We start from the raw sequence: 25,778 nt of genomic DNA on the forward strand, positions 1-25,778 counted from the left end.
CAAGACGACCAGACCGGTCCCTCACCGCTCAGTTTGCGATCCAGCTCGACTGCGCGTGCGTGCCCCAACCCACCCATTCGAAGACGCGCAAAGTACCGACCTCAAATGAGGGGCGCACCTCAAGGTAGCATGGTCATGACGGGCACGCAACAGAGGCCCGCGCAGAAAGCGCGAAACCACTGCGTTTTGCGATGCGGTACAGCAAAGTCGGCGATCAGACGCTCGAGAAATCGATGCGGCAATGCAACCGAGGCCCGCCGCTGACGAGGCGCGCACCTCTTTGGGCGCCATCATCACGGCGATCCAGGCCCGGCGACGTCGAACGGCGGCAGTGCCCTGTTACTCGCCGTCGCGAAGCCGCCGATACACCGCGCCGAGAATGTTCGAATAATCGTCGGTCCAGACCCGTTCGCCGTCGGTCGGCTCAGTTTCGGTCCACTTGTCCGAGGAGGCCAGCTTGCCGACGTCGGCGTCCTCGCGCGCGCTGATGACGACGTCGGTGGAGAAGATGTACTCGTCGTCGCGGCCGGAGTCCTCGTTGTAGACCCAGCTCTTCAGGTCGTTGGCGTCGGCGATGCCGACAACGACGCTCTCCAGCTCCAGATGCCGATTGGAGACGTGCATCACGACGGCGCCCTGCGGCGCCAGCTTCGCCTTGTAGATCGCCATCGCCTCCTCCGTCGCCAGATGGATCGGAATCGCATCCGAGGAATAGGCGTCGACGATGATCAGATCGTAGGCGCCGTCCGGCTCCTTGGCAAAGGTCAGCCGGGCATCGCCGATGACGGGCTTGATGTCCGGCGCGCAGTTCCTGATGTAGCTGAAATATTTCGTGTCGCTGGCGGTGTCGACCATGGTCTGATCGATCTCGAAGAATTTCCAGCTCTCGCCAGGCTCGGCTGCGCATGTGAGCGTGCCGGCGCCGACGCCGATGACGGCGACCTTGAGCGGCGCGCCCTTGCGCTCCCGGATCGCGGTGATGGCGCGGCCGATGCCGCCGTCCTTGTGATAGTAGGTGATCGGCTCGGGCCGCCCCGTCACCTTGGAGCCATCGGCGTTGAGATATTTCTGCGCGCCGTGAATGGTCGTGCCGTGCATCAGCACGTGGTAGTGCCCGTCCGATGTCACCACGATCTTGTGCACGCCGAAGAAGCTGCGCACCGTCTCGACGCGGCCGTCATCGGCCGGATAGGCGCGGATCAGGACGAGCGCGAGCGCGGCCGTCGCGAACACCTTCCAGCGGCCACCGTTCAGCAGCAGAGCGAGCAGCGCTGCGAGCACGCCTACGGCGCCCGCGACATAGACGCGGTGGTCCTCGAGATAGGTCGTGACCTTGCCGGTCATGCCGGCGGGCACCAGCAGCGCGACGGCGATGACCGCGAGCGGGAGCCAGTACCAGCGCGTGATCCCGGGCAAGCGCTCGTTGGCCGCGGGCCGGCACAGCGCCGCCAGCGCCAGCAGGATCGGATATTCGGCAACCCATGAGAAGGTGAAGGGGGCGATCAAGCCGGCGAACAGGCCGCCGACCATGCCACCGAACGACAGCGCGACATAGAAGCCGGTGAGATATTTGGCCGGCGGGCGCGTGCGCGCGAGCTCACCATGGCAGGCCATGGCGATGATGAAGAAGCAGAGCTGGTGACCGCCGAGCGTGAGCGCGAGATTCTGCTCGCCGCCGAAGGCGAGCAGCACGACGACGCCGGCGATCGCCAGCGGCTGCAGCGCCAGCATCCATTTGTGCGGCAGCAGCGGCCGCGACTGGAACACCAGCACCCAGGTCAGCAAATAGAGCGACAGCGGCAGCACCCATAGCAAGGGGGCGGCCGCGACGTCGGTGGAGATGTACGCGGTCACCGCGATCAGCAGGCCGGAGGGCACTGCGGCCAGGAAGATCCAGCGCAGGCGCAGCAGCCAGCGTGGCGCCGGCGCATGGCTGTCGCCGGTGTGCAGCAGGCTCGTCACGATCACGGGCGACCGCAACAGCAGGACGCCGCAGCCGGCGATCAGCGCGATCAGGAGGCCATAGCCACCGGTCCAGATCAGGTTCTGCATGCGCAGGCTGAAGATCGGCTCGATCAGCAGAGGATAGGACAGCAGCGCCAGAAAGCTGCCGATGTTCGACGACGCATAGAGGAAATACGGGTCGGGCGCGGCCGGATGACCCGTGCGCACGAACCACGCCTGCAGCAGCGGATTGTTGGCGGCGAGCGCGAAAAACGGCAGGCCGATCGACACGGTGAACAGGCCGAGCAGCCACAGCCCGTAGCCCGAGGTCGGCGGATCGCCCCAGCTACTCGCGATCGACAGCGGCAAGCCCAGGATGGCGAAACCGAGCAGCAGCAGATGAATCGCGATCGGCAGCACCCGGCTGCGCAGCTGGGTGAGAAAATGCGCATAGGCGTAGCCCGCCAGCAGCAGGGTCTGGAAGAACACCATCGCCACCGACCACACCGCCGGCGAGCCGCCGAGCCGCGGCAGCACCATCTTGGTGAACAGCGGCTGCACCGAGAACAACAGCAGCGCGCTGACGAAAATGGCGGCGGTATAGACGACGAGCACCAGCCGGTTGCGTGCGGCGGAGGGCTGAGCGACGGCGGCGGGCGAGGCGATTGAGGTCATGACAACTCCGGCAGCAGCGCGGCCGGCATCAGATGCCGAGGCCGGACCGCGATGAGCAGACGAGACATAGCGGATCGCAGGGCGGTATGGCGAGCAGCTGAGGCAAAATGGAGTTTTCCTTGACGTCGCAGCCTTCCGGCGCGACAGCACCAGCCGAGGTTCCCGGTGCGGGCCATTAAACAGGGCTTCTTGAAGCTGACATGAATGAAACCGACGCCATCATCATCGGCGCGGGCCACAACGGCCTGACCTGTGCGGCCTATCTCGCCATGGCGGGCCTGCGGGTGCATGTGGTCGAGCGTCGCAAGGTGGTCGGCGGCGCTGCGGTGACCGAGGAGTTTCATCCGGGCTTCCGCAACTCCGTCGCGTCCTACACGGTGAGCCTGCTCAATCCGCGCGTCATCTCCGACCTGAAGCTGCTCGAGCACGGGCTCGAGATCGTCGAGCGCCGGGCGCAGAACTTCCTGCCCTCGCCGGACGGTCGCTATCTGCTGACGGGCGAGGGTCGCACGCTGGCTTCGGTTGCGCGGCTGAGCCAGCGCGACGCCGACGCGATCGGCCCGTTCTCGGCCCGGCTCGAGGCGATCGCGGATGTGCTTCGCAGCCTCGTGCTGCGGGCGCCACCGAATCTGGTCGCCCAGTTCGGGCTGTCGGCGATCCGCGAGGCGTTCAACGCGCTCGGCACCGCCAACACCCTGCGCGCACTGTCGCTGGAGCAGCAGCGCGACCTGCTCGACCTTTTCACGCGCTCGGCCGGCGAGATGCTCGACGAGATCTTCGAGACCGACCTGGTGAAGGCGCTGTTCGGCTTCGATGCCATCGTCGGCAACTATGCCAGCCCCTACGCTGCCGGCTCGGCCTATGTGATGCTGCATCACGCCTTCGGCGAGGTGAACGGCAAGAAGGGCGTCTGGGGCCATGCGATCGGCGGGATGGGCGCGATCACGCAGGCGATGGCCGGGTGCCTGAAAGAGCTGGGAACGCTGGTCGAGGTCGAGGCCGGCGTGCGCGAGGTGATCGTCGAGCGCGACCGCGCGGTCGGCATCGTGCTCGAGGATGGCCGCACCATCCGCGCCCGCCATGTCGTCGCCAACGTGAACCCGAAGCTGCTGTATACGCGCCTGGTGCCGGCCGGTGCCGTGCCCGAGCCGTTCCTGAGCCGCATCCGGAACTGGCGCTGCGGTTCGGGCACGTTCCGCATGAACGTGGCGCTCGACCGGCTGCCCTCGTTCAGCGCGCTGCCGGGCGAAGGCGACCATCTGTCCGCGGGAATCATCCTTGGCCCGAGCCTCGGCTACATGGACCAGGCCTATCTCGACGCGCGGGCGCATGGCTGGAGCCGCGATCCCGTGGTCGAACTGCTGATCCCCTCCACGCTCGACCCGACGCTGGCGCCCGCGGGCCGGCACGTCGCCAGCCTGTTCTGCCAGCATGTCGCGCCCGAGCTGCCGGACGGCCGCTCCTGGGACAATCATCGCGACGAGGTCGCCGACCTGATGATCGCGACCGTCGACCGCTATGCGCCGGGCTTTGCGGCCAGCGTGCTCGGCCGGCAGGTGCTGTCACCGCTCGACCTCGAACGCCAGTTCGGGCTGATCGGTGGCGACATCTTCCACGGCGCGCTGACCTTGAACCAGTTGTTCTCGGCCCGCCCCATGCTCGGTCACGCCGACTATCGCTCGCCGCTGAAGGGGCTCTACCATTGCGGCTCCGGCAGCCATCCCGGTGGCGGCGTCACCGGCGCCCCCGGCCACAATGCGGCCCAGGCGATCCTGGCGGACCATCGCGCTTTGTTCGGCTGAGGATAAGGGGTGGAAAGGCGCGGCACACCCCTGTGGACAAGCGGTGGATCAACCGCCAAAGAAGCAGTGCACGGCCGTGTGGATATGCTGTGGATCCGGCGTTCGATACGCCCTCTCAAGAGCAGAAAAACCGGGCGCTGAGGCCCGGTTCTTCGAGGACGCCGCGGCGGTCGGATTACTTCAGCGACGTGTTGATCGATTCGAACTTGCTGCTGAGCGAGCTGCCCAGGCCGTTGACGGCGGCAATGATCGCCAGCGAGATGCCCGCTGCAATCAGGCCGTATTCGATGGCGGTGGCGCCGGATTCATCACGCAAGAACTTCGACAGAATGGACTTCATCTGAACCTCGTTTCCCAACCCAGGAACCGAGGATCATCCGGTTCCCATGACGGGAAAATTAGGGGCCAGGACCCTAAAGTCGGGATAATGCCCCCAGTTCAAGTTGCAGAGATTCTTCGCTGCAATTGAACCTCAACTTTTATTCGGATCAGGAAAGGCATTATACAACCGCCGGATGTGCAGATCCGGCCGCATTGCGGCCCTATCGCTTGCGTTGGCAGGCAATTCCCTTAACCACGCCGTCAAATCTCGCCAGGATCCACCTTGATGACCTCAACGACCACGCCCGCCACCCACAAGGCCAGCTTCACGGTTGCCGATGAAGCGACCGCCCGCCCGGCGGTCGACGTCCTGACCGAGGTGTTCTTCGAGGGCGACGCGGCGGTGGCGGCGTTCGAGCGTCCGGACGGGCGCTGGGACGTCACGGTTCATTTTGCCGACCCGCCCGACCAGGCGCTGGTGCGCGAGTTGGTCGGCGGGGCGGCAGGCTCCGACGTGGCCCAGACCCTGGCGTTCGAGGTCGTCGAGGCCAAGGACTGGGTCAAGGCCAGCCTGGACGACCTCGTTCCGGTGCCGGCCGGCCGCTTCATGGTCCATGGCAGCCATGACCGGCAGCGGGTGCCCGGCAACAAGCTCGGGATCGAGATCGAGGCGGCGCTCGCCTTCGGCACCGGCCACCACGGCACCACCCGCGGCTGCCTGCTGCTGCTTGATCACGTGCTCAAGACGCGCGCGCCGCGACGGGTGCTCGACCTCGGCACCGGAACCGGCGTGCTCGCCATCGCCGCCGCCAAGGCGACGCACCGGTCCGTGCTGGCGAGCGACATCGATGCGCCCTCGGTCATGGTGGCGCGGGAGAACGCCCGGCTCAACGGCGCAGGCCCCCTGGTCCGGGTCATCCGCGCCACCGGCTTCGCCGCCCCGGACTTTGCCCGGTGCGGCCCGTTCGACCTGGTGCTGGCGAATATCCTGGCCAACCCGCTGCGCCAGCTGGCCGCGCCGATGCTGCGCCACCTCGCGCCTGGAGCCTTCGTGATCCTGTCGGGCCTGTTGACCCCGCAGGCACGCGCCGTCCGCGCCGCCTATCGCGCTCGCGGCCTGGTTCCGATCCGGCATTTGAGAATCGAGGGGTGGAGCAGCCTGTTGCTGCAGAAGCAGTAGTAAGGCGGATCAGCTCGCGGCGTGGATCGAACCTGCACGCTAACCTTCACGCCGGTGCGGCAAGCTCGCGGCTACGTCTTCGGCTGGCTCTGCTGGGAGGTGGAGTCGGACTGATTACGCGAGGCACGTCGACCGCGCGGCGCGACGAGACGATTGACGAGATCGGCCAGCGCGCTGCGCGGTTTCTCGGCCGGTGCGGACGCCGGTCCGCTTGGCGCGGGCGCCGATAGTTTTTCGAAGGTAAAAGCAGGCATCGTGCATCCCCTCGCCGTTGAGTTGAGGCACTCCCCGGATCATGCGACCGACCGTGGATGATCTTTACGATCGCGGTCGTCACGTCCATACGTTTCCTCGCCGCACCTCTTTGGGATGACTGGCATGCGACAGCAAATCTTTTTGCACAGGCGAATGCAAGGAGATTCTTCGTGCACTGCACTGTCTGCTGAAGGAGTATTCGTCGCCGACGCGGCAAGATCCACTTCTGCGGCAGGATCCACTTCTAAAGTATGAGACCGATGTTCGAAGCTCTGTTCCAGACGTTCGAAGAACCCGAAACCGGCGTGGCGCTGACCGCGCGGCTGGCCGCGCTCCGCGAAGAGCTGGCCAGCCGCAAGCTCACCGGATTCATCGTGCCTCGGGCCGACCAGCAGCAGAACGAATATGTGCCGCCATCGGAGGAAAGGCTGGCATGGCTGACCGGCTTCACCGGCTCGGCCGGCCTCGCGATCGTGCTGCCGCAGGCAGCCGCGATATTCGTCGACGGCCGCTATACGCTGCAGGCCGGCAAGCAGGTCGACGGCAAGGCCTGGATGGTGGAATCGCTGATCGAGCCACCGCCCGAGAGTTGGCTGACCCGACACCTGCAGAGCGGTGACCGCGTCGGCTTCGATCCGTGGCTGCATACGACGGCCGCGGCCGAACGTCTGGCCGCCGCTTGCGCCAAGGCGGGCGCGGAGCTGGTGCCGGTCGAGCGCAACCCGGTCGACAGCATCTGGACCGAACGGCCGCTGCCGCCGCTCGGCGCCGTCTCCATCCACGGCGCGGAATTGTCCGGCGAGAGCGAGGCGGACAAGCTCGGCCGGATCCGCCTGGAGATCGAGCGCCTCGGGGTCGAGGCGCTGGTGCTGTCCGATTCCCACAACGTCGCCTGGACCTTCAACATCCGCGGCGCCGACGTCTCGCACACGCCGCTGCCGCTGTCCTATGCGCTGGTGCCGAAGGCCGGACGTCCGACCATCTTCATCGATTCCCGCAAGCTCTCGAACCTGACGCGCGATCATCTTGAGCAGAGCGCTGATGTGGCGGAGCCGGACACGCTGACACTGCGCCTGAGCGAGCTCGCACAATCCGGCGCAGCCGTTGCGCTCGACAGCGCCACGGCCGCCGATGCCCTGACGCGGCTGATCCAGGGCGCCGGCGGCAAGGCGGTGCGCGGCGCCGATCCGGTCAGCCTGCTCAAGGCCGCCAAGAACGCGGTGGAGATCGAGGGTACGCGGCGCGCCCATCAGCGCGATGCGGTGGCGCTGGCGCGCTTTCTCGCCTTCATCGATCGCGAGGCGCCGAAGGGCACGTTGACCGAGATCGATGCGGTCGAGGCGCTGGAGAGCTTTCGCCGCGACACCGGCGCACTCAGGGACGTCTCGTTCCCGACCATCTCGGGCACCGGTCCCAACGGCGCCATCGTGCATTATCGCGTCACCCGCAAGAGCAACCGCCGCATCATGCCGGGTGATCTGCTGCTGATCGATTCCGGCGCGCAATATCAGGACGGCACCACTGACGTCACCCGCACGATCGCCGTGGGCGCGCCGACCGAGGAGATGCGCGACCGCTTCACCCGCGTGCTGCGCGGCCACCTCGCAATCGCACGCGCGATCTTCCCCGACGGCACCACCGGTGCGCAGCTCGACACCCTGGCGCGGCAGTTCCTGTGGCAGGCGGGCATCGATTTCGAGCACGGCACCGGCCACGGCGTCGGCAGCTATCTGTCCGTGCACGAGGGGCCCGCGCGCATCTCGAAGCTCGGCACGACGCCACTGAAGCGCGGCATGATCCTGTCCAACGAGCCCGGCTACTACAAGACCGACGCCTTCGGCATCCGCATCGAGAACCTCGAGCTCGTTGTGGCGAAGGACGTCGCGGGCGCGGAGAAGCCGATGAACGGCTTCGAGGCGCTGACCCTGGCGCCGATCGACCGCCGCCTGATCGATGTCGTCATGCTGACCGCCGAGGAACGGGCATGGCTCGACGCCTATCATGCCCGGGTCAGGGAAACCGTCCGTGCAGCGCTCGACGACAGCGACCAGCGCTGGCTCGATCAGGCGACTGCGCCACTGTAGTCATCCGGACTGTCCAGCTACGAACTGTCCCGCTGCCCGCATGGGCGCATGCCGAAACAGGCATTTCCGCGAAGCGGAAGGCCGCTACAGTCAGGGCGTTCACCCGATTTGAGCGGCACCATGCATGGAATGATCAGCAGACCGCCTGGGGCGGCGCCCCCGCGCGCCGCTCCCTCGCGCACGCTACTGGTCCTGCTGGTCGTGATGACCGGGCTGGCGCCGATCTCGCTATACCTGCTGGTGCCGGCCCTGCCGATGCTCGCGACCACGTTCGGGCGCGACGCCTCCGTGGTGCAGATGACGGTGTCGTTCTACATGGCCGGCATCGCGATCTCGCAGCTGCTGCTCGGGCCGCTGTCGGACCGCTTCGGCCGCCGCCCCGTGATGCTCGCAGGGCTCGTGCTGTCGATCGTCGCGAGCGTCAGCTGCATCTTCGCCGACACCCTGCCCCAGCTGATCGCGGCGCGCTTCTTCCAGGCGCTCGGCGGCGCCAGCGGCATGGTGATCAGCCGCGCCATCATCCGCGATCTCTATCCGCGCGAGCGCATCGGGGCGATGATCAGCCTCGTCGTCGCGGTCATGATGATCGCGCAGATGCTGTCGCCGCTGACCGGCGGCCTGATCGAGATCGCGTTCGGCTGGCACGCCATCTTCTACGTCGTCGCCGCGCTGTCGATCGTGATCGCGATCGCCGTGACCATGGCGCTGCCGGAGACCCGCCCTGCCCGCGTCGAAGACGCGAGCTTCAGCCGCGACGTCGCCATGCTGGTGAAGAGCCGCGCCTTCCTCGGCTACATGCTGTGCCAGGTGCTGGCCTCGCAGATCATCTTCGCCTTCGCCGGCGGCGGGCCGTATATCGTCGAGGTGCAGATGGGCCGCTCCTCGGCGGAGTATGGCGCGTGGTTTGCGACCACGGGCTTCGCCTATTTCGTCGGCAACCTGTTCTGCGTGCGCTACGCGCCGCGCCATTCGCTCGATCGGCTGATCTGGTTCGGACTGGGGCTGCAGCTCACCAGCGCCGCGCTGAACTTTACGTGGAGCCTGTTCGGCTTCAACCAGGTGCCTTCGGTGCTGTTCGGCACGCAGATGCTGCTGATGTTCGCCAATGCCGCCGTGATGGCGAACTCCGCCGCCGGCGCCATCAGCGTCCGGCCGGGCGCGGCGGGCACCGCCTCCGGCGCGATGGGCTTCCTGCAGATGGGCGTGGGCGCGCTGACGTCGCAGCTCGGCGCCTGGCTCGGCGGCCATTTCAGCAGCACGCTGCCGCTGACATCAGCGATGCTCACCCTGTCCCTCGCCTGCGCCTGCAGCATGATCTTCCTGGTCCCGCGCACGCAGATGAAGGTGACGAAGGAGCTGATCGAGACGGCGGAAGAGGACGAAGCCGGGGTAATGTGAGGGAGGTGCGTGCGGGACTGCACGACCGCGCGTCACTCTCGGCGTCATACCCGCGCAGGCGGGTAATCCAGCAGGCCGAAGCGTCCTGGCTCCATGACAAATGCCTCTGGAATACTGGATCATCCGCTTTCGCGGATGATGACAATTGTTGGGGGCGCATCCAGGGTCTGTCGCAACCAACACTGCGGAGCTGCTACTCCCCGATCAGCTGCAGCCACTCGTCCTCGGTGAGCACCTGCACGCCGTGCTTCTGCGCGTCCTTCAGCTTTGATCCCGCGCCGGGACCGGCGACGACGTAGTCCGTCTTCTTCGACACCGAGCCCGAGACCTTCGCGCCGAGCCGCTCGGCGGTCGCCTTGGCCTCATCGCGCGTCATCTTTTCCAGCGTGCCGGTGAACACCACGGTCTTGGTCGCGATCGGCGAATTGCGCTTCGGCTTCTCCGCGTCGAGGATCTTCACCTCTTTCGTGAGCCGCTCGACGATGCCGCGATTGTGGTCCTCGCCGAAATAGGCGGCGACGCTCTTGATCACGGTGTCGCCGATCTGGTCGAGCGCATCCATCTCCGCGATCGCCTCCTCGTCGCCGTTGGCGACCTTGAGACAGGCTTCGTGGAACGCATCCCAGGAGCCGTAGCCGCGCGCCAACGCCAGCGCCGTGGTCTCGCCGACATGGCGCATGCCGAGCGCAAAGATGAAGCGCTCCAGCGCGATCTCGCGCCGCGCGTCGATGGCATTGAAGAGATTGCGCACCGAGGTCTCGCCATAGCCCTCGATCTCCTCGAGCTTCAGCTTGGCGTTGCGCGCGGCCAGCGTGAAGATGTCGGCGGGCTCCTTGACCCAGCCCTGGTCGAAGAAGAATTGGATCTGCTTCTCGCCAAGGCCGTCGATGTCGAAAGCGCGGCGCGAGGCGAACAGCTTGAGGTGCTCGATCTTCTGGAACGGGCAGGCGAACTCGCCGGTGCAGCGGGCGCGCGAGCCCTCCTCGCCGGTCGCAATCTCCTCCCGAACGACGTCGGTATGCAGGGGGCACGGGCACGTCTTGGGGAAATGGAATTCCTTGGCGTGCTTCGGCCGCTTGTCGATGAGGACGTCGACCACCTGTGGGATGACGTCGCCGGCGCGCTGGATCACGACGGTGTCGCCGATCCGGATGTCGCGGCCCTCGCGCAGAACCTCGCCCTTGTTGCCGATCCCCTTGATGTAGTCCTCATTGTGCAGCGTCACGTTCTGCACGATGACGCCGCCGACGCCGACCGGCTCAAGCTTGCCGACCGGCGTGAACGAGCCGGTGCGGCCGACCTGGATCTCGATGTCCTTGAGCACGGTCATGGCGCGCTCGGCCGGAAACTTGTGCGCGATGCCCCAACGCGGCGTGCGCGACACGAAGCCGAGCCGCTCCTGCCAGTCGATGCGGTCGACCTTGTAGACGACGCCGTCGATGTCGTAGTCGAGCTCGGCACGCTGCTCCTCGATGTGGCGATGGAACGCGATCAGTTCCTCCACCGAGTGGCAGAGCCTGGTCAGCGGATTGGTCGTGAAGCCGCAGCGCTCGAACCATTTGATCATGCCGCTCTGCGTCTCCGCCGGCATCGCGCTCATTTCGCCCCAGGCATAGGCGAAGAAGCCGAGGGGACGCGAGGCGGTGATGGCCGGATCCTTCTGCCGCAGCGAGCCTGCGGCGGAGTTGCGCGGGTTGGCGAAGATGGTGTCGCCCGCTTCCTTCTGGCGCTCGTTGAGCGCGAGGAAGGCCTGCTTGGTCATGTAGACCTCGCCGCGCACTTCGCAGATGTCGGGCAGGTTGCGGCCGTGCAGCTTGTGCGGCACGTCCTTCAGGGTGCGGATGTTGGCGGTGACGTCCTCCCCCTCGGCGCCGTCACCACGCGTCGCGGCGGTGACCAGCTCGCCGCCCTCGTAGCGCAGCGACATCGACAGCCCGTCGATCTTCGGCTCGGCCGAGAAATCGATGCGATCGTCGGCAAGCTTGAGGAAGCGCGCAATGCGGCCGACGAAGTCGCGCACGTCCTCCTCGGCGAAGGCGTTGTCGAGCGACAGCATCGGCACCGCGTGCCGCACTTTCTTGAACCGGCCGGAGGGCGCCGCGCCGACCTTCTGCGACGGAGACTCGCTGCTGACGAGCTCAGGGAAACGCTTCTCGATCGCATTGAAGCGGCGACGCAGCTCGTCATAGGCGGCGTCCGAGATCTTCGGCGCGTCATCCTGATAATAGAGCCTGTCGTGGGTCTCGAGCTCCAGCGCCAGCCGTTTCCATTCCACCTTGGCCTGGGCCTTGGTGAGATCGGCAACGTCGACGGGCTGCTTCGGTTTTGCTGTCTTGGGCATGCGTATGATCTGCTCGTCGTTGCGGGACGGCCCGGAGGCCGTTCCGAAACGACGGTGTACACAATGCGCACGCCGGAGCCAAAGCGTTCGGCCCGCTCCGTTTCCAGCTACGCCGCCGCAGCCTCCAGCAGCCGGTCGGCGGCGGCGCGGGCTTCGGCGGTGACCTCGGCGCCGGCCAGCATGCGGGCGATCTCCTCGCGGCGGTGCAGGGTGGCGAGCGTGTTGACCCGGGTGACGACACGCTTGCCGCGATCCAGCGCATCCTTGGAAATCAGGAGATGCTGGTCCGCCCTGGCCGCGACCTGCGGCGCATGGGTCACGGCCATCACCTGAACCCCGTGCGCGAGCCGCGCCAGCCGGGCGCCGATGGCATCCGCGACCGCGCCGCCAACGCCCGTGTCGATCTCGTCGAACACCAAGGTCGGCGCCGAGCCGCGGTCGGACAGCACGACCTTGAGCGCCAGCAGGAACCGCGACAGCTCGCCGCCCGAGGCGACCTTCATCATCGGGCCCGACCGCGTGCCCGGATTGGTCTGGACCCAGAACTCGACACGGTCGATGCCCTCCGGCCCCGGCGTCTCGGCATCGCTGTCGACCTGGGTCATGAACTTGGCGCGCTCCAGCTTGAGCGGGGCGAGCTCGGCATGGACGGCCCGGTTCAGCTTGTCCGCCGACTTGGTCCGCGCTGCCGACAGCTTGGCCGCCGCCGCGGCATAGCGCGCATCGGCTGTTGCCGCCGCCGCCTCCAGCTTCTTCAACTGCTCGGCGCCGGCATCGATCAGGACGACATCCGCGGCATATTTGGCAGCCAAGGCCGCCAGCCCATCCACCGGCGTCGAATATTTGCGCGCAGCCGCGCGCAGCGCGAACAGCCGCTCCTCGATGCGCTCCAGCTCCAGCGGATCGAAATCGGTGGCCGCGAGCGCCACCGTCAGATGCTGATCGGCCTCCTCCAGGGCGTTGATCGCCGAATCGATCGCCTTCACCGCCGGATCGACCAGCGCGGGCGAGCTGACCGCGCGTCGCTCCAGCCGGCGAACGGCCGCGGCCAGCGCGGCGATCGGCGACTGGTTGCCGCTGACCGCATCCTGCGCGTCGCGCAGATCGCCTGCGATCTTCTCGCCCTGCATCATGGCCGTGCGGCGGGCGGCGAGCTGCGTCTCCTCGCCCTCCTTCGGCGCCAACTTCTTCAGCTCGTCCGAGGCATGCCGCAGATAGTCGGCCTCGCGGGCCGCGCGCTCCATGCCCGCCCGGTGCTCGTCGAGCGCCGTGACCGCGGTCCGGCGGGCCGCCCAGAGGGCCTCGACCGCGGCGACGTCCTTCTCCAGGCCCGCAAAGGCATCCAGCAGCCGGCGGTGGGTGGCGGCATCGACCAGCGCACGCTCATCATGCTGGCCATGGATCTCGACCAGGGTGGCGCCGATCGCTTTCAGCGTCTGCACGCTGACCGACTGGTCGTTGATGAAGGCGCGGGTGCGGCCATCGCCGAACTGGACGCGGCGCAGGATCATCTCGCCATTGGCATCCAGGCCGTTGGCGGCGAGGATCCTGGCCGCGGGATGATCCTTGCCGATCTCGAACACGGCCGTGACCTGCCCCTGGTCGGCCCCGTGGCGCACCAGGCTGGCGTCGCCGCGACCGCCGAGCGCGAGAGCGAAGGCGTCCAGCAGGATCGACTTGCCGGCACCGGTCTCGCCGGTCAGCACCGCAAGTCCATGGGAGAATTCGAGATCGAGTCGTTCGATCAGGACGATGTCACGGATCGACAGTCGCGCCAGCATGGAACCGAAGTCCTTCGTAACGGGGCGGAACGCCCCTGAGCGAACGACTCGATGCTAGCAGCAAATAGAGAACAAAACAAGAATATAGAACAAAGCCAGATCAAACGAGCGATCCGGCCGTTTGCTCAGCCCAGGCCGAGCTTCTTGAAGGCGCGCGAGATGTAGGAGCCTTTGTTCTCCTCGGGCTCGACGCCGCCCGACTTCACGAGATTGTAGGCGTCCTTGTACCACTTGCTGTCGGGGAAATTGTGCCCGAGCACGGCCGCCGCGGTCTGGGCCTCGCCGACGATGCCGATCGTCATGTAGGCCTCGGTCAGGCGATACAGCGCTTCCTCGACGTGCCGCGTGGTCTGATACTGCGTCACCACCGCCTTGAAGCGGTTGATGGCGGCCGTGTAGTCGCGCTTCTGCATGTAATAGCGGCCGACATCCATTTCCTTGCCGGCGAGCTGGTCGCGGGCGCCCTCCATCTTGGCCTTGGCATTGGTGGCGTATTCGGAGGTCGGATATTTACGCACCACCTCTTCGAGGGAGGCGATGGCCTTCTCGGTCCGGCCCTGGTCGCGGCTGATGTCCGGGATCTGGTCGTAATGCGAGGCAGCGATCAGGTATTGCGCATAGGCCGCGTCGGGGCTGCCCGGGTGCAGGGTCACGTAGCGGGTGGCGGCGCCGATGCAGCCGTCGTAGTCGCCGGCCTGATAGGAGGCGTAGGCCGACATCAGCAGCGATTTGCGGGCCCAGTCGGAATAAGGATGCTGGCGGTCGACCTCCTCGAACTTCTTGGTCGCGCCTTTGACGTCCTTCTTCTCGTTCATCAGGTACAAGCCCTCATTGTAGAGCTTGTCCGCGGGCTCATCGACGAAGGTGTCGTCCTTGGCGAGGAACTTGTCCCAGAGTCCGCCGGTGCCGCAGCCGCTCAACGGCAGCGCCAGCAGGATCAGCGACGCGGCGAGCCGGAGCCGGCCGATGCTTGCTGCGGGATGACGGAGGTCGCGCGTGAGACGCTGTATCGACATGCTTCTTTGGAACCCGATGCCTGTGATCTGATCTACGCCGTGCACCATGAAGGTCGCTTCATGACCGCGAAGGAAGAGCCCCGCCAGTGGCACGCATCACGCGGCCCCGGCCTCTCTAGCCGAAAACACTTCATCAACCAACCGCATAGGAAGCCAATCCGCCCGGATTAAGGCAACACCGAGGCTGCCGCCACGCATCATGGTTACCGCTGAAGAAGCCGTTGGAAAACATCGAAATGCCGATGATCCAGCCACGGAGAAGACGTGGCCAGTAACAAACATTGACAAAAAAGCAGCCGGAAAAAACCGAACGAAGTCGAAAGCAAAGCTCCCGGCAATGTCGCGCGTCGCGCAACCCCGTCGACGGATCAGCCGAGCGGCAGGACGGCGCTCAGGACACGTCCGGGCCGTAGGCCGGCGCGACCATGCCACCGACCATACCGCCAACGACCTCCGCGGCCACGCGGGGACGCCGCACGGTCTCGCCTTCGACGATCCGCCAAGCCGTGCGATCCGCCATCAGAGCAGTCAGCACCGCATGGTTGAGCCTGTGACCGCCACGAACCGAACGATAGGTTCCGAGCATCGGCAGGCCGGCCAGCGCCAGATCGCCGATCGCATCCAGCACCTTGTGGCGGGCGCATTCATCGGCGTAGCGCAGACCTTCGGGATTGAGCAGGCGGTCCTCGTCGAACACAAGCGTGTTGTCGAAGGACGAACCGAGCGCGAAGCCGGCGCTCCACAGTCGCGACACGTCGCTCATGCAGCCGAAGGTGCGGGCGCGGGCGATCTCGCGGCGGAAGCGCTCGGGGCTGAGCTCGAAATGATAGGCTTGGCGGCCGATCACGGGGTTGGTGAAATCGATTTCGGCTTCGACCCAGAAGCCGGAGCTGTTGGGACGCAGCTCGCCCGTGGAGGCGCCGATGGTCACCTGGACCGGCTTGAGCACCTGAATGTAGCGCCGCGGAGCCGACTGATTGACGATCCCGGCCTGGTCGATGGCAGCGACGAACGGTGCCGCACTGCCATCCATGATCGGAACCTCGGGACCATCGACCTCGATCAGCGCATTGTCGACACCCATGCCGCGCAGCGCGGCGAGAACATGCTCGGCGGTGGACACCAGCGGACCGTTGCGGTCACCGAGCACCGTCGCCAACTCGGTGGCGATCACCGAGCCGAAGGACGCCTGGACCTCGCGGTCGGCGCCATCGAGGCCGGTGCGGAGGAACACGATCCCCGCATCGATCGGCGCAGGCCCGATCGTCAGGCTGACAGGCGCGCCAGAGTGGACGCCTACACCGGTGACGGTGGCTTGCGAACGAAGCGTTGTTTGCCGGCTGAATTTCATCGACGATCGCCCAAGACCCCGCCTGATCCCTCGTCAGCCCGCCCCTCGCGAACCGACTCACTTTCAGGCATCCCCAAGTCACGGCAGAACTTAACGAGAGCCCCAAAGAGCGCCAACTCACGCTTCTTTACGGATTGTTACCCCATCTCTGCCGTATTCGCGCCAACCCTTAACCAAACTGGAACGAGGCCTTAACCCTCCCGGTTCCCGATCTAAACACCGAAAGAATAATTAATCATTTAAAATCAGTTAGTTGAACGGCAACCACGGAGCCCCGGCGGCCCATGGAAAAGGCCCGGCTCTCGCGAGCCGGGCCTGTTCAGCACCATCAGGGCTGTAACAATTCTCAGGTTGCCTGCCGGCGGAGGAAGGCCGGGATATCCAAATGGTCGTCTCCCTGTGGCGCCGGGGACACAGGCGCAGGACGGCCATGGACGTCCAGCCCCTGCGGCGCGGGACGGCGGGCATATTCCGAGACAGGCGATTCGTGGCTCGCAACCTGCTGAGCAACGTTCCGCTGCGGCTTACGTTCCGGCAGGGGCGGCATCTGCGGCATGGCAGGACCCGCGGTCCGCACCGGCAGCGGCGGCTCGGCGTCCTCGTCCCGGCGGCCGAGACCGACATTGGCGAGACGCTGCAGCAGCGACATTCGGGTCTTCTGCGGATGCTCGTCGCCCTCGTCGCCCCTCGCCTGACGGATCTCGGCCTGGGCCGGCATCGGCAGGTCCTCGAACTTGGGCATGCGCGGCGCGCGGACCGGAACCCGCTCAGCGGCCTGGGGAATGAAGGTCTCGGGCGGGGCCGCCGGCTCGATAGGAGCCGCGCGCTGCGCCTCGGGCTCCGGGAACAGGGACGGCTTCTGCGCAATCGGGCGGACCGTCACGTCGCCATAAGAGGCTGCCGGCGCCGGGGCAGCCGAGGGCGCGGGCTCGCTTGCCATTGCGGCGGCAACGGCGGCCAGCGTGTCGCGCTCGAGATTCGGCGCCGGACGCGGCGCAGGCGCCATCGGCGCGGGCGCCGCGGCGGCGACGGCCGGAGCCTGCGACGCCTGCTGCTCGAGCTTGGCGGCGCGTTCAGCCAGGCGCTGATTGTCGGCGCGCAGGCGCGCAGTCAGATCGGCGAGGCGGCTTTCAGGGAGACCCGCGGCAGCGGTCGGGGCGGCGGCAATCGGAGCGACAGCCGCCGCCGGCTGTGAGGTCGTGACGTTCCGGTTGAACTGCGCCTGCTCGATGCCGGTCGCGACCACCGAGACCCGAATCAGCCCGTCGAGCGATTCGTCGAAGGTGGCGCCGACGATGATGTTGGCGTCCTGGTCGACCTCCTCGCGGATACGGGTCGCAGCTTCGTCGACCTCGAACAGCGTGAGATCCTTGCCGCCGGTGATCGAGATCAGGAGGCCGCGCGCGCCCTTCATCGACGAATCGTCGATCAGCGGGTTGGCGATGGCGGCTTCGGCGGCAGTGAGCGCGCGCTTGTCGCCGGAGGCTTCGCCGGTGCCCATCATCGCCTTGCCCATCTCACGCATAACGGCGCGGACGTCGGCGAAGTCGAGGTTGATCAGGCCTTCCTTGACCATCAGGTCGGTGATGCAGGCGACGCCGGAATAGAGCACCTGGTCGGCCATCGCGAAGGCGTCGGCGAAGGTGGTCTTCTCGTTGGCGACCCGGAACAGGTTCTGGTTCGGGATGATCAGCAGCGTGTCGACGACCTTGTGCAGCTCGGAGATGCCCGACTCCGCGGTGCGCATGCGGCGCGCGCCCTCGAAGTGGAACGGCTTGGTGACGACGCCCACGGTGAGAATGTTCATCTCGCGCGCGGTCTTGGCAATGACCGGAGCTGCACCGGTGCCCGTTCCGCCACCCATGCCGGCGGTCACGAACACCATGTTGGCGCCCGAGAGATGATCGCGGATCTCGTCGATCACCTCCTGCGCGGCGGCGGCGCCGACGTCCGGCTGCGAGCCGGCGCCGAGGCCTTGGGTCACCTGCGTGCCCATCTGGATGATGCGCTGAGCCTTGGACATGGTCAGCGCCTGCGCGTCGGTATTGGCGACCACGAAGTCCACCCCCTGCAGGCCGGCCGTGATCATGTTGTTGACGGCGTTGCCGCCCGCGCCGCCGACACCGAACACGGTGATCCGGGGCTTCAGCTCGTGGATATCAGGAGGGGTAATAGTGAGTGCCATGATTGCCTCTCGATCACGCGCGGGTGGGTTCGCCCCGGCCGCCGGCCGCGGTTGGTGTTGTTGAAAATCGCATGGGGTGGAAACCGGTCATCAGAAGCCCTCGCGTAGCCATCGTCCGACCTTTCCGAAGTAGCCGTCGGTTCCTGTCCCGACCTGCCGCGTATGCCGCGGTTCGACGTGTTCCAGGTGCGCGTACTGCGGATAGACCAGAAGCCCGGTGGGCACCGCGAAGGCGGCGTTCTTGGCCTCGTTGGGGAGACGGCCGAAACCGAGCGGACGGCCGACGCGCACCGGGCGGTCGAGGATCCGGGTCGCAAGCTCGACCAGCCCCGTCAGCTGGGAGGCGCCTCCGCTAAGGACGACGCGCGCCTTGGGTTCTGCCGCAAAGGGCGAATCCTTCAGCCGGTCGCGGACCATTTCAAAAATCTCCTCTGCGCGGTGCCTGACGATGTTCGCGATGGTGGCGCGGGACACGATCTGCGGAACATCCCGCTCGTTGTCACCGGCCGTCGGAACAGACATCAACTCACGCGCGTCGGACCCGCCAGTCAGCACCGTGCCATATAACGTCTTGATTCGCTCGGCATCTGCAATGCACGCTGATAGTCCGCGCGCAAGATCCATGGTCACGTGATGCCCGCCGAGCGCAAAACCGGAGGCATGGACGAAGCGGCCGCCGGAATAGATCGCGATCGTCGTGGTGCCGGCCCCCATTTCGACCACCGCCGCGCCGAGATCGGCCTCGTCGTCGGTCAGCACCGACAACCCGGCAACATACGGGCTTGCCGCCATGGCCTCGACGTTGAGATGGCAACGCTCCACCACGAGCATCAGGTTCTTGGCCACGGTGGCGTCGGTCGTGACCACGTTCATGTCGACGCCGAACTGCCGCGCCAGCATGCCGCGGGGGTCGCGGATGCCCTTCACGCCATCGAGCGTGTAGCCGACGGGCAAGGCATGCAGCACCGCGCGCCCGTCGCCGGTGGCGTGGTGCATGCCGGTTGAGGTCACGCGGCTGACATCGGCCTGGGTCACAGCGCCGCCGCGAATGTCCGAAGTGGCCTCGATCAGATGGCCCATGACGCGGCCGCCGGCGACCGGCAGCAGCACGGACTCGACCCGCACCTTGGCCATGCGCTCGGCAAGCGCGACCGCCTGCCGCACGGCCTGCTCGCATTCGACGGGATCGACGACGGCGCCCGCCTTGACGCCGCGCGACTGGATCTGGCTGTAGCCGATCAGCTCGACCGTGTGGGTGCGGCCGCGCAGCGCGTCGCTGGGCGGCGCCGGCTTCAGCCGCGCGATCATGCAGGCGATCTTGCTGGTGCCGACATCGAGAGAGGCCACAAGCGCGGTGCGCTTCTGGCCCATCGGGCGCGTCTTCGGAGTCTGGCGATCGAAGCCGGTCATGCGTCACCGGCCTTCTTCTTGGACTTCTTGTCCTTGAACAGCTCGTCGTGCGCCTTCGCTGCGTCCTCGGACAGTTGCACCGTCAGCCGGTCCGACAGCCGCAAGTCGATGGCGACGATGTCGCGCGAGAACAGCTTGTCGTCCTGGTCGAGCTGGGTCAGGGTCGCGAGCGCATTACCGACATCGTGCTCGGGCAGGCGAATATCGAGGCCGTCCTTGGTCCGCAGGTTCCAGCGACGCTCGCCGACGAACACGGCGGCCTTGGTAACCGCGCGCACCTGCGGGTAGCGGGCGAGCAGCGCCAGGAAATCACGCGCCCGGCTTTCGGCTCCCTTGCCGACCACGAGCGGCAGGGTCAGGAAACGGCGCGAGACATATTGCTCGAGCACGGCGCCGTCATCGGCGATGACCGAGAGGCGGCCCTCCTGCTGCCAGAGCGCGAACGCCTTGCGCTCGACGACGTCGATCTGGAGCTGGTTCGGAAAGAACTTCTGCACCGTGGCGTCGGCGATCCAGGGGTTGGCCTTGAGCCTGTCGCGCACGGCGGCGGCATCGAGGAACAGCAACGAGGAGCGGCCGGTGACGCCGCCGACGGCGAGGATCTCGTCCTGGGTGAGCTGCTTGCGGCCATTGATCGCCACGGCCGTGATGCGGAAGCCGGCCGCATTGGCCAGGGCATTGCGGGTGTCGGACAGGGCCGCGCTGACGTCCTGGGCGTGGCCGCCCTTGACGATGCCGAGCCAGACGCTGCCGAACAAGAGCACCACGGTCGCCACGGTGCCGAGCCGGCGCGGCAAATAGCGCTCGACGAGTTCGACCACGCGCGGCGGCGCCTCGCGCTCGACCATCGGCGCGCGCGCGGCCTGCATCGACGCCAGATCTCTTCGGCTCGACCGCCTGCCTTGCTTCGTTCCGCCGTGCGCGAAGCGGATACGCGGAAGGCGGGCCGAGACATACTCGCGCAGCAGGATTGCCGCGCCAAGGGCAGCGGCTTTCAGGTTCGCTTGAGGCCTCTGCGATCGAGCGAGGCGTCCTGCACCATCCATTGCACGAGCTCATCAAACTGTTGCGCCCGCAGATAATCGCGGACCCACGCCTGCGCTCCCGGCCGGCCGGAGGCTGGTGACGTCGCGATGCGTGACGTCACGACCCGGCAGCCGAGCACCACTGAGGCGCCAGCGTTAACCTTCGGACGTCCTGGTAAACAAAAAGTAAAATCGGTCCGGAGAGACGAATTTTTTCTCCGATTTATGAGGACCTTGCCCGGAATTCTTAAGCATTTTACGGGTTACAGGAACCACCGGGAGACGCCGGGCCGGGTTCCTGCGGGGCGTCTACCGAACGCCGGATCGACGGCTGCGCCCCTCCGCCAAGGCGATCTGCTGATTGAGGAAATCGACAAAAGCGATCCCCTGCGCCGCGAGCGCCTTGGGATACAGCGAGGCCGCGGTCAGCCCGGGCAGCGTATTGGTCTCGAGATAAACGGGACCATTGGCCGAGACGATGAAGTCGGTCCGCGAATAGCCGCCGCAGGACAGCGCGCGATGCGCCTTGATCGCCTCCGTCTGCAGCGCGGCCGTCACCTCCGGACTGAAGCGGCCGGGACAGATCTCCTTCGTCGCCGCGGCGAGGTACTTCGCGAAATAGTTGAAGACGCTGTCGGCGGGGAGGATCTCGATCGGCGGCAGCGCGATCAGCGAGCCGTCTACCTGTTCGAGCACGCCGCAGGTCGCTTCCGTCCCGGTGACGAACGGCTCGATCAGATACTCCTCGGTCGCGGCCGCCGCTTTGACGGCAACGAGGTCCTGGCTGGCGTTGACGAAGATCAGCCCAAAACTCGATCCGTCCTTCACCGGCTTGGCGATCAGCCGGCCGTAGCGCGCCAGCGCCGCTTCGGCGTCATCGAACGCGACGCCCTCGGCCGCTGTGACCCCGCCGAGCACGGCGAAGCGCTTGGCGGCAACCTTGTCGAAGGCGAGGTGCGAGGCGGCCGAGCTCGAGCCGGTGAACGGCACGCCGCGAAGCTCGCACATCAGTTGAAGCTCGCCATTCTCCGCCCGGCCGCCGTGGAGACCGAGCACCAGAACCCGATCCTCGGCCCTGGCGCGATCGAGCGCCTCGGCGAGCGTGCCGATACTCTCACCATCGGCGGTGAACGGCTCCTCGAACGGCTTGGCATGAGCCGTGAGCGCCGGGCCGCTCGCCTGATGCACCGTGTCGTCGGCCTCCCAGAACCAGAGGTCAGCCTCGGGCAGCGCGGCATGCAGCGCTTTGGCGCTGGCGACCGAGACGAGGCGCTCCTTGTTGGAGCCGCCGAACAAAATCGTGGTGCGCATCAATGTCTTCTCGGTTGATCTCACAACCGCAGTCGCGATTGCGCTGACGTCACTTGAGCAGGGGGGCGATCAGCTCGCCTTGACTCCGATCCGCTTGATCTCCCACTGCAACTCGATGCCCGAACTCGCCTTGACCCGCTCGCGCACGGTCTCGCCGAGAGTCTCGATGTCGTCAGCGGTGGCGTTGCCGGTGTTGATCAGGAAGTTGCAGTGCATTTCTGAAACCTGGGCGCCGCCGACCTTGAGACCGCGGCAGCCTGCGGCATCGACCAGCTTCCAGGCGGAATGTCCCGGCGGATTCTTGAAGGTCGAGCCGCCGGTCTTCTCGCGGATCGGCTGCGCCGTCTCACGATGCGCCTGCACCTCGGCCATGCGCGCCCGGATCGCCTCCGGCGCCGACGGCATGCCGCGGAAGCGCGCTGCCGTGAAGATCAGCGACGGATCGACGCCGCTCGCGCGATAGGTGAACTTCATCTCGGCATTGTCGAAGCGGTGCGTCTTGCCATGGCGGTCAATCGCGATCACCTCGACCAGGATGTCCTTTGTCTCGCCGCCATTGGCGCCGGCATTCATCCGCAGCGCGCCGCCGATCGTGCCGGGAATACCGAACAGGAATTCCAGGCCCGCGAGATTGGCCGACGCCGCGATCTCGGCGACGCGCTTGTCGAGCGCGGCAGTGCCGGCGGTCACGATGTCGCCCTCCGCCTTGACCTCGCCGAACGCGCGCGGCGCCAGCCGGATCACGACGCCCGGCACGCCGCCGTCGCGCACGATCAGGTTGGAGCCGACGCCGATGACGTAGAGCGGCAGATCACTGGACAGGTTCTTGAGGAAGTAGGCGAGGTCGTCAGCATCCGCCGGCGTGAACAGCACCTGCGCCGGTCCGCCGACGCGAAACCAGGTGAGAGGCGCGAGACTCTCGTTGGCGAGGAGCCGCCCGCGCAGCTCCGGCATTGCGGCTTTGAGCTCGGGCGTAATGTCGGGGAAACTCACGCGGCTGCTCTCACATCGTGCGCCGACATCGTCAGGGTCGGCACGCACTCTCCGTTCCCTCCCCCCTTGTGGGGGAGGGTCAGGGAGGGGGGTGAGCCCCAGGCGCCGGCGCTCGTGGTCCCCCCCTCTCCACCTCTCCCCCACAAGGGGGGAGAGAGCAGAGTATGCCGCGTAGCTGCCAGCTCGCCCAACGACACAGCCCTCATCCCAGCGCCTTCAACTCACCGGGCAGCGCGTAGGCCCATTGCGTGATGTTGCCGGCACCGAGGCACACGACCAGGTCACCGGGCTTGGCGAGACCCTTGACGATGCCGGCGAGATCGGCGGCCTTCGGCAGCGGCACCACGTCGCGATGGCCGTGGGCGCGCAGGCCCAGAACGAAGTGATCGCGATCGATGCCCTCGATCGGCGCCTCGCCGGCCGGATAGACGTCGGCAACGACGACCGCATCGGCGTCGTTGAAGCAGGTGCAGAACTCCTCGAACAGCGATTGCAGCCGGGTGTAGCGATGCGGCTGCACCACGGCGAAGACCTTGCCATTGGTGGATTCGCGCGCCGCCTTCAGTACCGCCGCGATCTCGACCGGATGGTGACCGTAGTCATCGATCACGGTGACGCCATTCCACTCGCCGGTGCGGGTGAAGCGGCGCTTGACGCCGCCGAAGCCGGCAATCGCCTTGCGGATGGCCTCGTCGGACAGGCCGAGCTCGCGCGCGACCGCGATCGCCGCCGTTGCGTTCGAGGCATTGTGCCGGCCTGGCATCGGCAGCGCGATGTCGGCAATCTCGTGCGTCTCACCGCTCTTGCGGTCGCGGAACACGACCTTGAACGACGAGCCGCCGCCCATCGGCGCGAGGTCGACAAGGCGGACATCGGCTTGCGGGTTGACACCGTAGGTGATGATGCGGCGGTCCTCGATCTTTCCGACCAGCGTTTGCACCACCGGATGATCGATGCACATCACGGCGAAGCCGTAGAACGGCACGTTCTCGACGAAGGCGCGGAAGGCGTCCTGCACGGCCTCGAAGGTCTTGAAGTGATCGAGATGCTCGGGATCGACATTGGTGACGATCGCGACATCCGCCGGCAGCTTCAGGAAGGTGCCGTCGCTCTCGTCGGCCTCGACCACCATCCATTCGCCGGCGCCAAGCCGCGCGTTGGTGCCATAGGCATTGATGATGCCGCCATTGATGACGGTCGGATCGAGACCGCCGGCATCGAGCAGCGCCGCGACCATCGAGGTGGTCGTGGTCTTGCCATGGGTGCCGGCGATGGCGACGCAGCTCTTCAGCCGCATCAGCTCGGCCAGCATCTCGGCACGCCGGACGACGGGAATGCGCTGGGCGCGCGCCGCCATCAGCTCGGGATTGTCGCGCTTGATGGCGGTCGAGACGACGACGACGTCGGCACCCGCGATGTTCTCGGCCTTGTGCCCGACGCTGACGGTGATGCCCTTCTCGCGCAGGCGTGCGACGTTCGCATTGTCCGAGGCGTCCGAGCCCTGCACCGTATAGCCGAGATTGCACAGCACCTCGGCGATACCGCTCATGCCGATGCCGCCGATCCCGACGAAGTGGATGGGTCCGATCTCGCGCGGCAGTCTCATGGGGGCATCTCGTCTCAAGGGTTCCGGGCGCCCGGCGGGAGGGAGCGGCCGCGAATCATCAGCCCTTCTTGCAAGACATGACCGACCTGGACAAGTCCGGCCAGGCCGTAAGAATTGCCAAATTCGCAGGCGTTCGCCCGATTTTGGCCGATTTTGGCAACCCAGCCGGCGCGATCGGCCAGGAGTTCCCGCTCGATCCCCACCTTCACAAATTGTTAAGCGCGATCACACGCTGCCCCCTCCCAACAGGATACCTGCAATTTTTGCGCGCTCACCGCGTCAGTTCGCGTGGCATGAGTAGCGGGCGGCCGGCGTGCCGGGCACGCATATTTCAATCTTTGATGGAGAACCCTCGCCGATGTGCTCGCTGTGTGAAACGCACCCTCCCGTATTGTCCCGGCGCCGGCTGCTTGGCGGCGGCGCAGTGCTGGCTGCCGCGGCGGTCGGCGCACTTCCGGCGTTTGCCAAGGAAGCCAAGCAGGCGAGCGACAGCGCGATGCCCCCCAACGCCATCGCTCCGGACGACGCGATGAAGCGCATCGTCGATGGCAACGCGCGCTACGTCGCCGGCAACCTCGACAACAAGGATTTCTCGGCCGGCCGGGCGGCGCGCGCCGCGGCCCAATACCCGATCGCCGCGATCGTGAGCTGCGCCGATGCCCGGGTCGCCCCCGAGCTGGTGTTCGATCAAGCGCCCGGTGAGCTGTTCGTGGTCCGGGTCGCCGGCAATTTCGTCAACGACGACGGTCTCGCCAGCCTCGAATATGGCGTCAAGTTCCTCGGCACGCCTCTCGTCCTGGTGCTCGGTCACAGCGGCTGCGGGGCCATCGATGCGACGATCAAGGTACTCAAGGACGGCACCAAGCTGCCAGGCCACCTGCCCGCACTGATCAATGCACTCAAACCCGGCGTCGAGGCTGCGATCGCGAAGAAGCCGCAGGATCTGCTGGCCGAAGCCACCGCAGAGAACGTGCGCAGCAACGTCCGGCGCCTGTCGACCGCCAAGCCGATTCTCGGCCGCATGGTCGCCGAGGGCAAGGTGAAGATCGTGGGCGGCATCTATGACATCGGCACCGGCCGGGTCACGATGATCTGACGCC

General features: G+C 66.6%; 17 protein-coding genes. 5 read left to right on the top strand and 12 right to left on the bottom strand.

The genetic code is table 11. The annotated features are described in order from the left end of the window. Window positions 1-339: 339 nt before the first annotated feature. Window positions 340-2,619 (bottom strand): fused MFS/spermidine synthase, encoded by a 2,280-nt coding sequence (locus ACQR0W_RS22535; RefSeq protein ID WP_434840764.1) that lies wholly within the window; start codon window positions 2,617-2,619, stop codon window positions 340-342. Between the two features lie 200 nt (window positions 2,620-2,819). Between ACQR0W_RS22535 and ACQR0W_RS22540 the strand changes: the two genes are divergently transcribed. Further along, complete coding sequence (locus ACQR0W_RS22540; protein ID WP_316169806.1) at window positions 2,820-4,421, top strand: phytoene desaturase family protein; 1,602 nt, start codon at window positions 2,820-2,822, stop codon at window positions 4,419-4,421. Between the two features lie 175 nt (window positions 4,422-4,596). Here ACQR0W_RS22540 and ACQR0W_RS22545 read toward each other — a convergent pair whose 3' ends face one another. Continuing rightward, window positions 4,597-4,761 carry a Flp family type IVb pilin gene (locus tag ACQR0W_RS22545; protein ID WP_315713419.1) on the bottom strand — a complete coding sequence of 55 codons (165 nt, stop codon included), beginning with the start codon at window positions 4,759-4,761 and terminating at the stop codon, window positions 4,597-4,599. Between the two features lie 267 nt (window positions 4,762-5,028). On the opposite strand from ACQR0W_RS22545, the gene ACQR0W_RS22550 reads away from it, so the two are divergent. The 3 genes from ACQR0W_RS22550 (at window position 5,029) to ACQR0W_RS22560 (ending at window position 9,659) form a co-directional block, all read left to right on the top strand. Further along, window positions 5,029-5,922 carry a 50S ribosomal protein L11 methyltransferase gene (locus ACQR0W_RS22550; protein ID WP_316169807.1) on the top strand — a complete coding sequence of 298 codons (894 nt, stop codon included), beginning with the start codon at window positions 5,029-5,031 and terminating at the stop codon, window positions 5,920-5,922. 515 nt (window positions 5,923-6,437) lie between these two features. After that, complete coding sequence (locus ACQR0W_RS22555; RefSeq protein WP_316169808.1) at window positions 6,438-8,261, top strand: aminopeptidase P family protein; 1,824 nt, start codon at window positions 6,438-6,440, stop codon at window positions 8,259-8,261. Window positions 8,262-8,381: 120 nt separating this feature from the next. Next, the gene (locus ACQR0W_RS22560) at window positions 8,382-9,659 is read left to right on the top strand and encodes a multidrug effflux MFS transporter (protein WP_316169809.1); all 1,278 of its coding nucleotides are present in this window, start codon (window positions 8,382-8,384) and stop codon (window positions 9,657-9,659) included. Between the two features lie 193 nt (window positions 9,660-9,852). On the opposite strand, the gene ligA is transcribed toward ACQR0W_RS22560, so the two are convergent. From ligA to murC, 10 genes are all read right to left on the bottom strand, one after another. Beyond that, window positions 9,853-12,000 (bottom strand): NAD-dependent DNA ligase LigA, encoded by a 2,148-nt coding sequence (ligA, locus tag ACQR0W_RS22565; RefSeq protein WP_315752437.1) that lies wholly within the window; start codon window positions 11,998-12,000, stop codon window positions 9,853-9,855. Window positions 12,001-12,107: 107 nt separating this feature from the next. Further along, window positions 12,108-13,781, bottom strand: coding sequence for a DNA repair protein RecN (gene recN / locus ACQR0W_RS22570; protein WP_434840765.1), 1,674 nt, complete (start codon window positions 13,779-13,781; stop codon window positions 12,108-12,110). A gap of 125 nt (window positions 13,782-13,906) precedes the next feature. Further along, complete coding sequence (locus ACQR0W_RS22575; RefSeq protein WP_315713426.1) at window positions 13,907-14,797, bottom strand: outer membrane protein assembly factor BamD; 891 nt, start codon at window positions 14,795-14,797, stop codon at window positions 13,907-13,909. A gap of 391 nt (window positions 14,798-15,188) precedes the next feature. Next, window positions 15,189-16,148, bottom strand: a complete 960-nt coding sequence (gene lpxC / locus ACQR0W_RS22580; protein WP_316187337.1) for a UDP-3-O-acyl-N-acetylglucosamine deacetylase — start codon at window positions 16,146-16,148, stop codon at window positions 15,189-15,191. 346 nt (window positions 16,149-16,494) lie between these two features. Then, window positions 16,495-18,333, bottom strand: coding sequence for a cell division protein FtsZ (ftsZ, locus tag ACQR0W_RS22585; protein ID WP_315713428.1), 1,839 nt, complete (start codon window positions 18,331-18,333; stop codon window positions 16,495-16,497). A gap of 90 nt (window positions 18,334-18,423) precedes the next feature. After that, the gene (gene ftsA, locus ACQR0W_RS22590; RefSeq protein WP_315713429.1) at window positions 18,424-19,743 is read right to left on the bottom strand and encodes a cell division protein FtsA; all 1,320 of its coding nucleotides are present in this window, start codon (window positions 19,741-19,743) and stop codon (window positions 18,424-18,426) included. Then, the gene (locus ACQR0W_RS22595; protein WP_315713430.1) at window positions 19,740-20,789 is read right to left on the bottom strand and encodes a cell division protein FtsQ/DivIB; all 1,050 of its coding nucleotides are present in this window, start codon (window positions 20,787-20,789) and stop codon (window positions 19,740-19,742) included. The genes ftsA and ACQR0W_RS22595 overlap by 4 nt, the downstream gene beginning before the upstream one ends. A 288-nt stretch (window positions 20,790-21,077) precedes the next feature. After that, window positions 21,078-22,079 (bottom strand): D-alanine--D-alanine ligase family protein, encoded by a 1,002-nt coding sequence (locus ACQR0W_RS22600; protein WP_434840766.1) that lies wholly within the window; start codon window positions 22,077-22,079, stop codon window positions 21,078-21,080. A gap of 69 nt (window positions 22,080-22,148) precedes the next feature. Continuing rightward, the gene (gene murB, locus ACQR0W_RS22605; protein ID WP_316174263.1) at window positions 22,149-23,072 is read right to left on the bottom strand and encodes a UDP-N-acetylmuramate dehydrogenase; all 924 of its coding nucleotides are present in this window, start codon (window positions 23,070-23,072) and stop codon (window positions 22,149-22,151) included. A gap of 202 nt (window positions 23,073-23,274) precedes the next feature. Beyond that, window positions 23,275-24,678, bottom strand: a complete 1,404-nt coding sequence (gene murC, locus ACQR0W_RS22610; protein ID WP_316169812.1) for a UDP-N-acetylmuramate--L-alanine ligase — start codon at window positions 24,676-24,678, stop codon at window positions 23,275-23,277. A gap of 358 nt (window positions 24,679-25,036) precedes the next feature. Between murC and ACQR0W_RS22615 the strand changes: the two genes are divergently transcribed. Then, window positions 25,037-25,774 carry a carbonic anhydrase gene (locus ACQR0W_RS22615; protein ID WP_316187335.1) on the top strand — a complete coding sequence of 246 codons (738 nt, stop codon included), beginning with the start codon at window positions 25,037-25,039 and terminating at the stop codon, window positions 25,772-25,774. The last annotated feature ends 4 nt before the right edge of the window (window positions 25,775-25,778 follow it).

It is taken from the genome of Bradyrhizobium sp. HKCCYLRH1034 (assembly GCF_051168375.1).
GTDB lineage: Bacteria > Pseudomonadota > Alphaproteobacteria > Rhizobiales > Xanthobacteraceae > Bradyrhizobium.

Excerpts from the sequence above, each read along its gene's own strand:
- ACQR0W_RS22600 (WP_434840766.1), bottom strand. The coding sequence starts at position 22,079 with ATGCGCACCACGATTTTGTTCGGCGGCTCCAACAAGGAGCGCCTCGTC.
- ftsA (WP_315713429.1), bottom strand. The coding sequence starts at position 19,743 with ATGACCGGCTTCGATCGCCAGACTCCGAAGACGCGCCCGATGGGCCAG.
- ACQR0W_RS22615 (WP_316187335.1), top strand. The coding sequence starts at position 25,037 with ATGTGCTCGCTGTGTGAAACGCACCCTCCCGTATTGTCCCGGCGCCGG.
- ACQR0W_RS22540 (WP_316169806.1), top strand. The coding sequence starts at position 2,820 with ATGAATGAAACCGACGCCATCATCATCGGCGCGGGCCACAACGGCCTG.
- ACQR0W_RS22555 (WP_316169808.1), top strand. The coding sequence starts at position 6,438 with ATGTTCGAAGCTCTGTTCCAGACGTTCGAAGAACCCGAAACCGGCGTG.
- ACQR0W_RS22560 (WP_316169809.1), top strand. The coding sequence starts at position 8,382 with ATGCATGGAATGATCAGCAGACCGCCTGGGGCGGCGCCCCCGCGCGCC.
- ACQR0W_RS22595 (WP_315713430.1), bottom strand. The coding sequence starts at position 20,789 with ATGGATGGTGCAGGACGCCTCGCTCGATCGCAGAGGCCTCAAGCGAAC.
- murC (WP_316169812.1), bottom strand. The coding sequence starts at position 24,678 with ATGAGACTGCCGCGCGAGATCGGACCCATCCACTTCGTCGGGATCGGC.
- ACQR0W_RS22575 (WP_315713426.1), bottom strand. The coding sequence starts at position 14,797 with ATGTCGATACAGCGTCTCACGCGCGACCTCCGTCATCCCGCAGCAAGC.
- ACQR0W_RS22545 (WP_315713419.1), bottom strand. The coding sequence starts at position 4,761 with ATGAAGTCCATTCTGTCGAAGTTCTTGCGTGATGAATCCGGCGCCACC.
- lpxC (WP_316187337.1), bottom strand. The coding sequence starts at position 16,148 with ATGAAATTCAGCCGGCAAACAACGCTTCGTTCGCAAGCCACCGTCACC.
- recN (WP_434840765.1), bottom strand. The coding sequence starts at position 13,781 with ATGCTGGCGCGACTGTCGATCCGTGACATCGTCCTGATCGAACGACTC.
- ftsZ (WP_315713428.1), bottom strand. The coding sequence starts at position 18,333 with ATGGCACTCACTATTACCCCTCCTGATATCCACGAGCTGAAGCCCCGG.
- ACQR0W_RS22550 (WP_316169807.1), top strand. The coding sequence starts at position 5,029 with ATGACCTCAACGACCACGCCCGCCACCCACAAGGCCAGCTTCACGGTT.
- ACQR0W_RS22535 (WP_434840764.1), bottom strand. The coding sequence starts at position 2,619 with ATGACCTCAATCGCCTCGCCCGCCGCCGTCGCTCAGCCCTCCGCCGCA.
- ligA (WP_315752437.1), bottom strand. The coding sequence starts at position 12,000 with ATGCCCAAGACAGCAAAACCGAAGCAGCCCGTCGACGTTGCCGATCTC.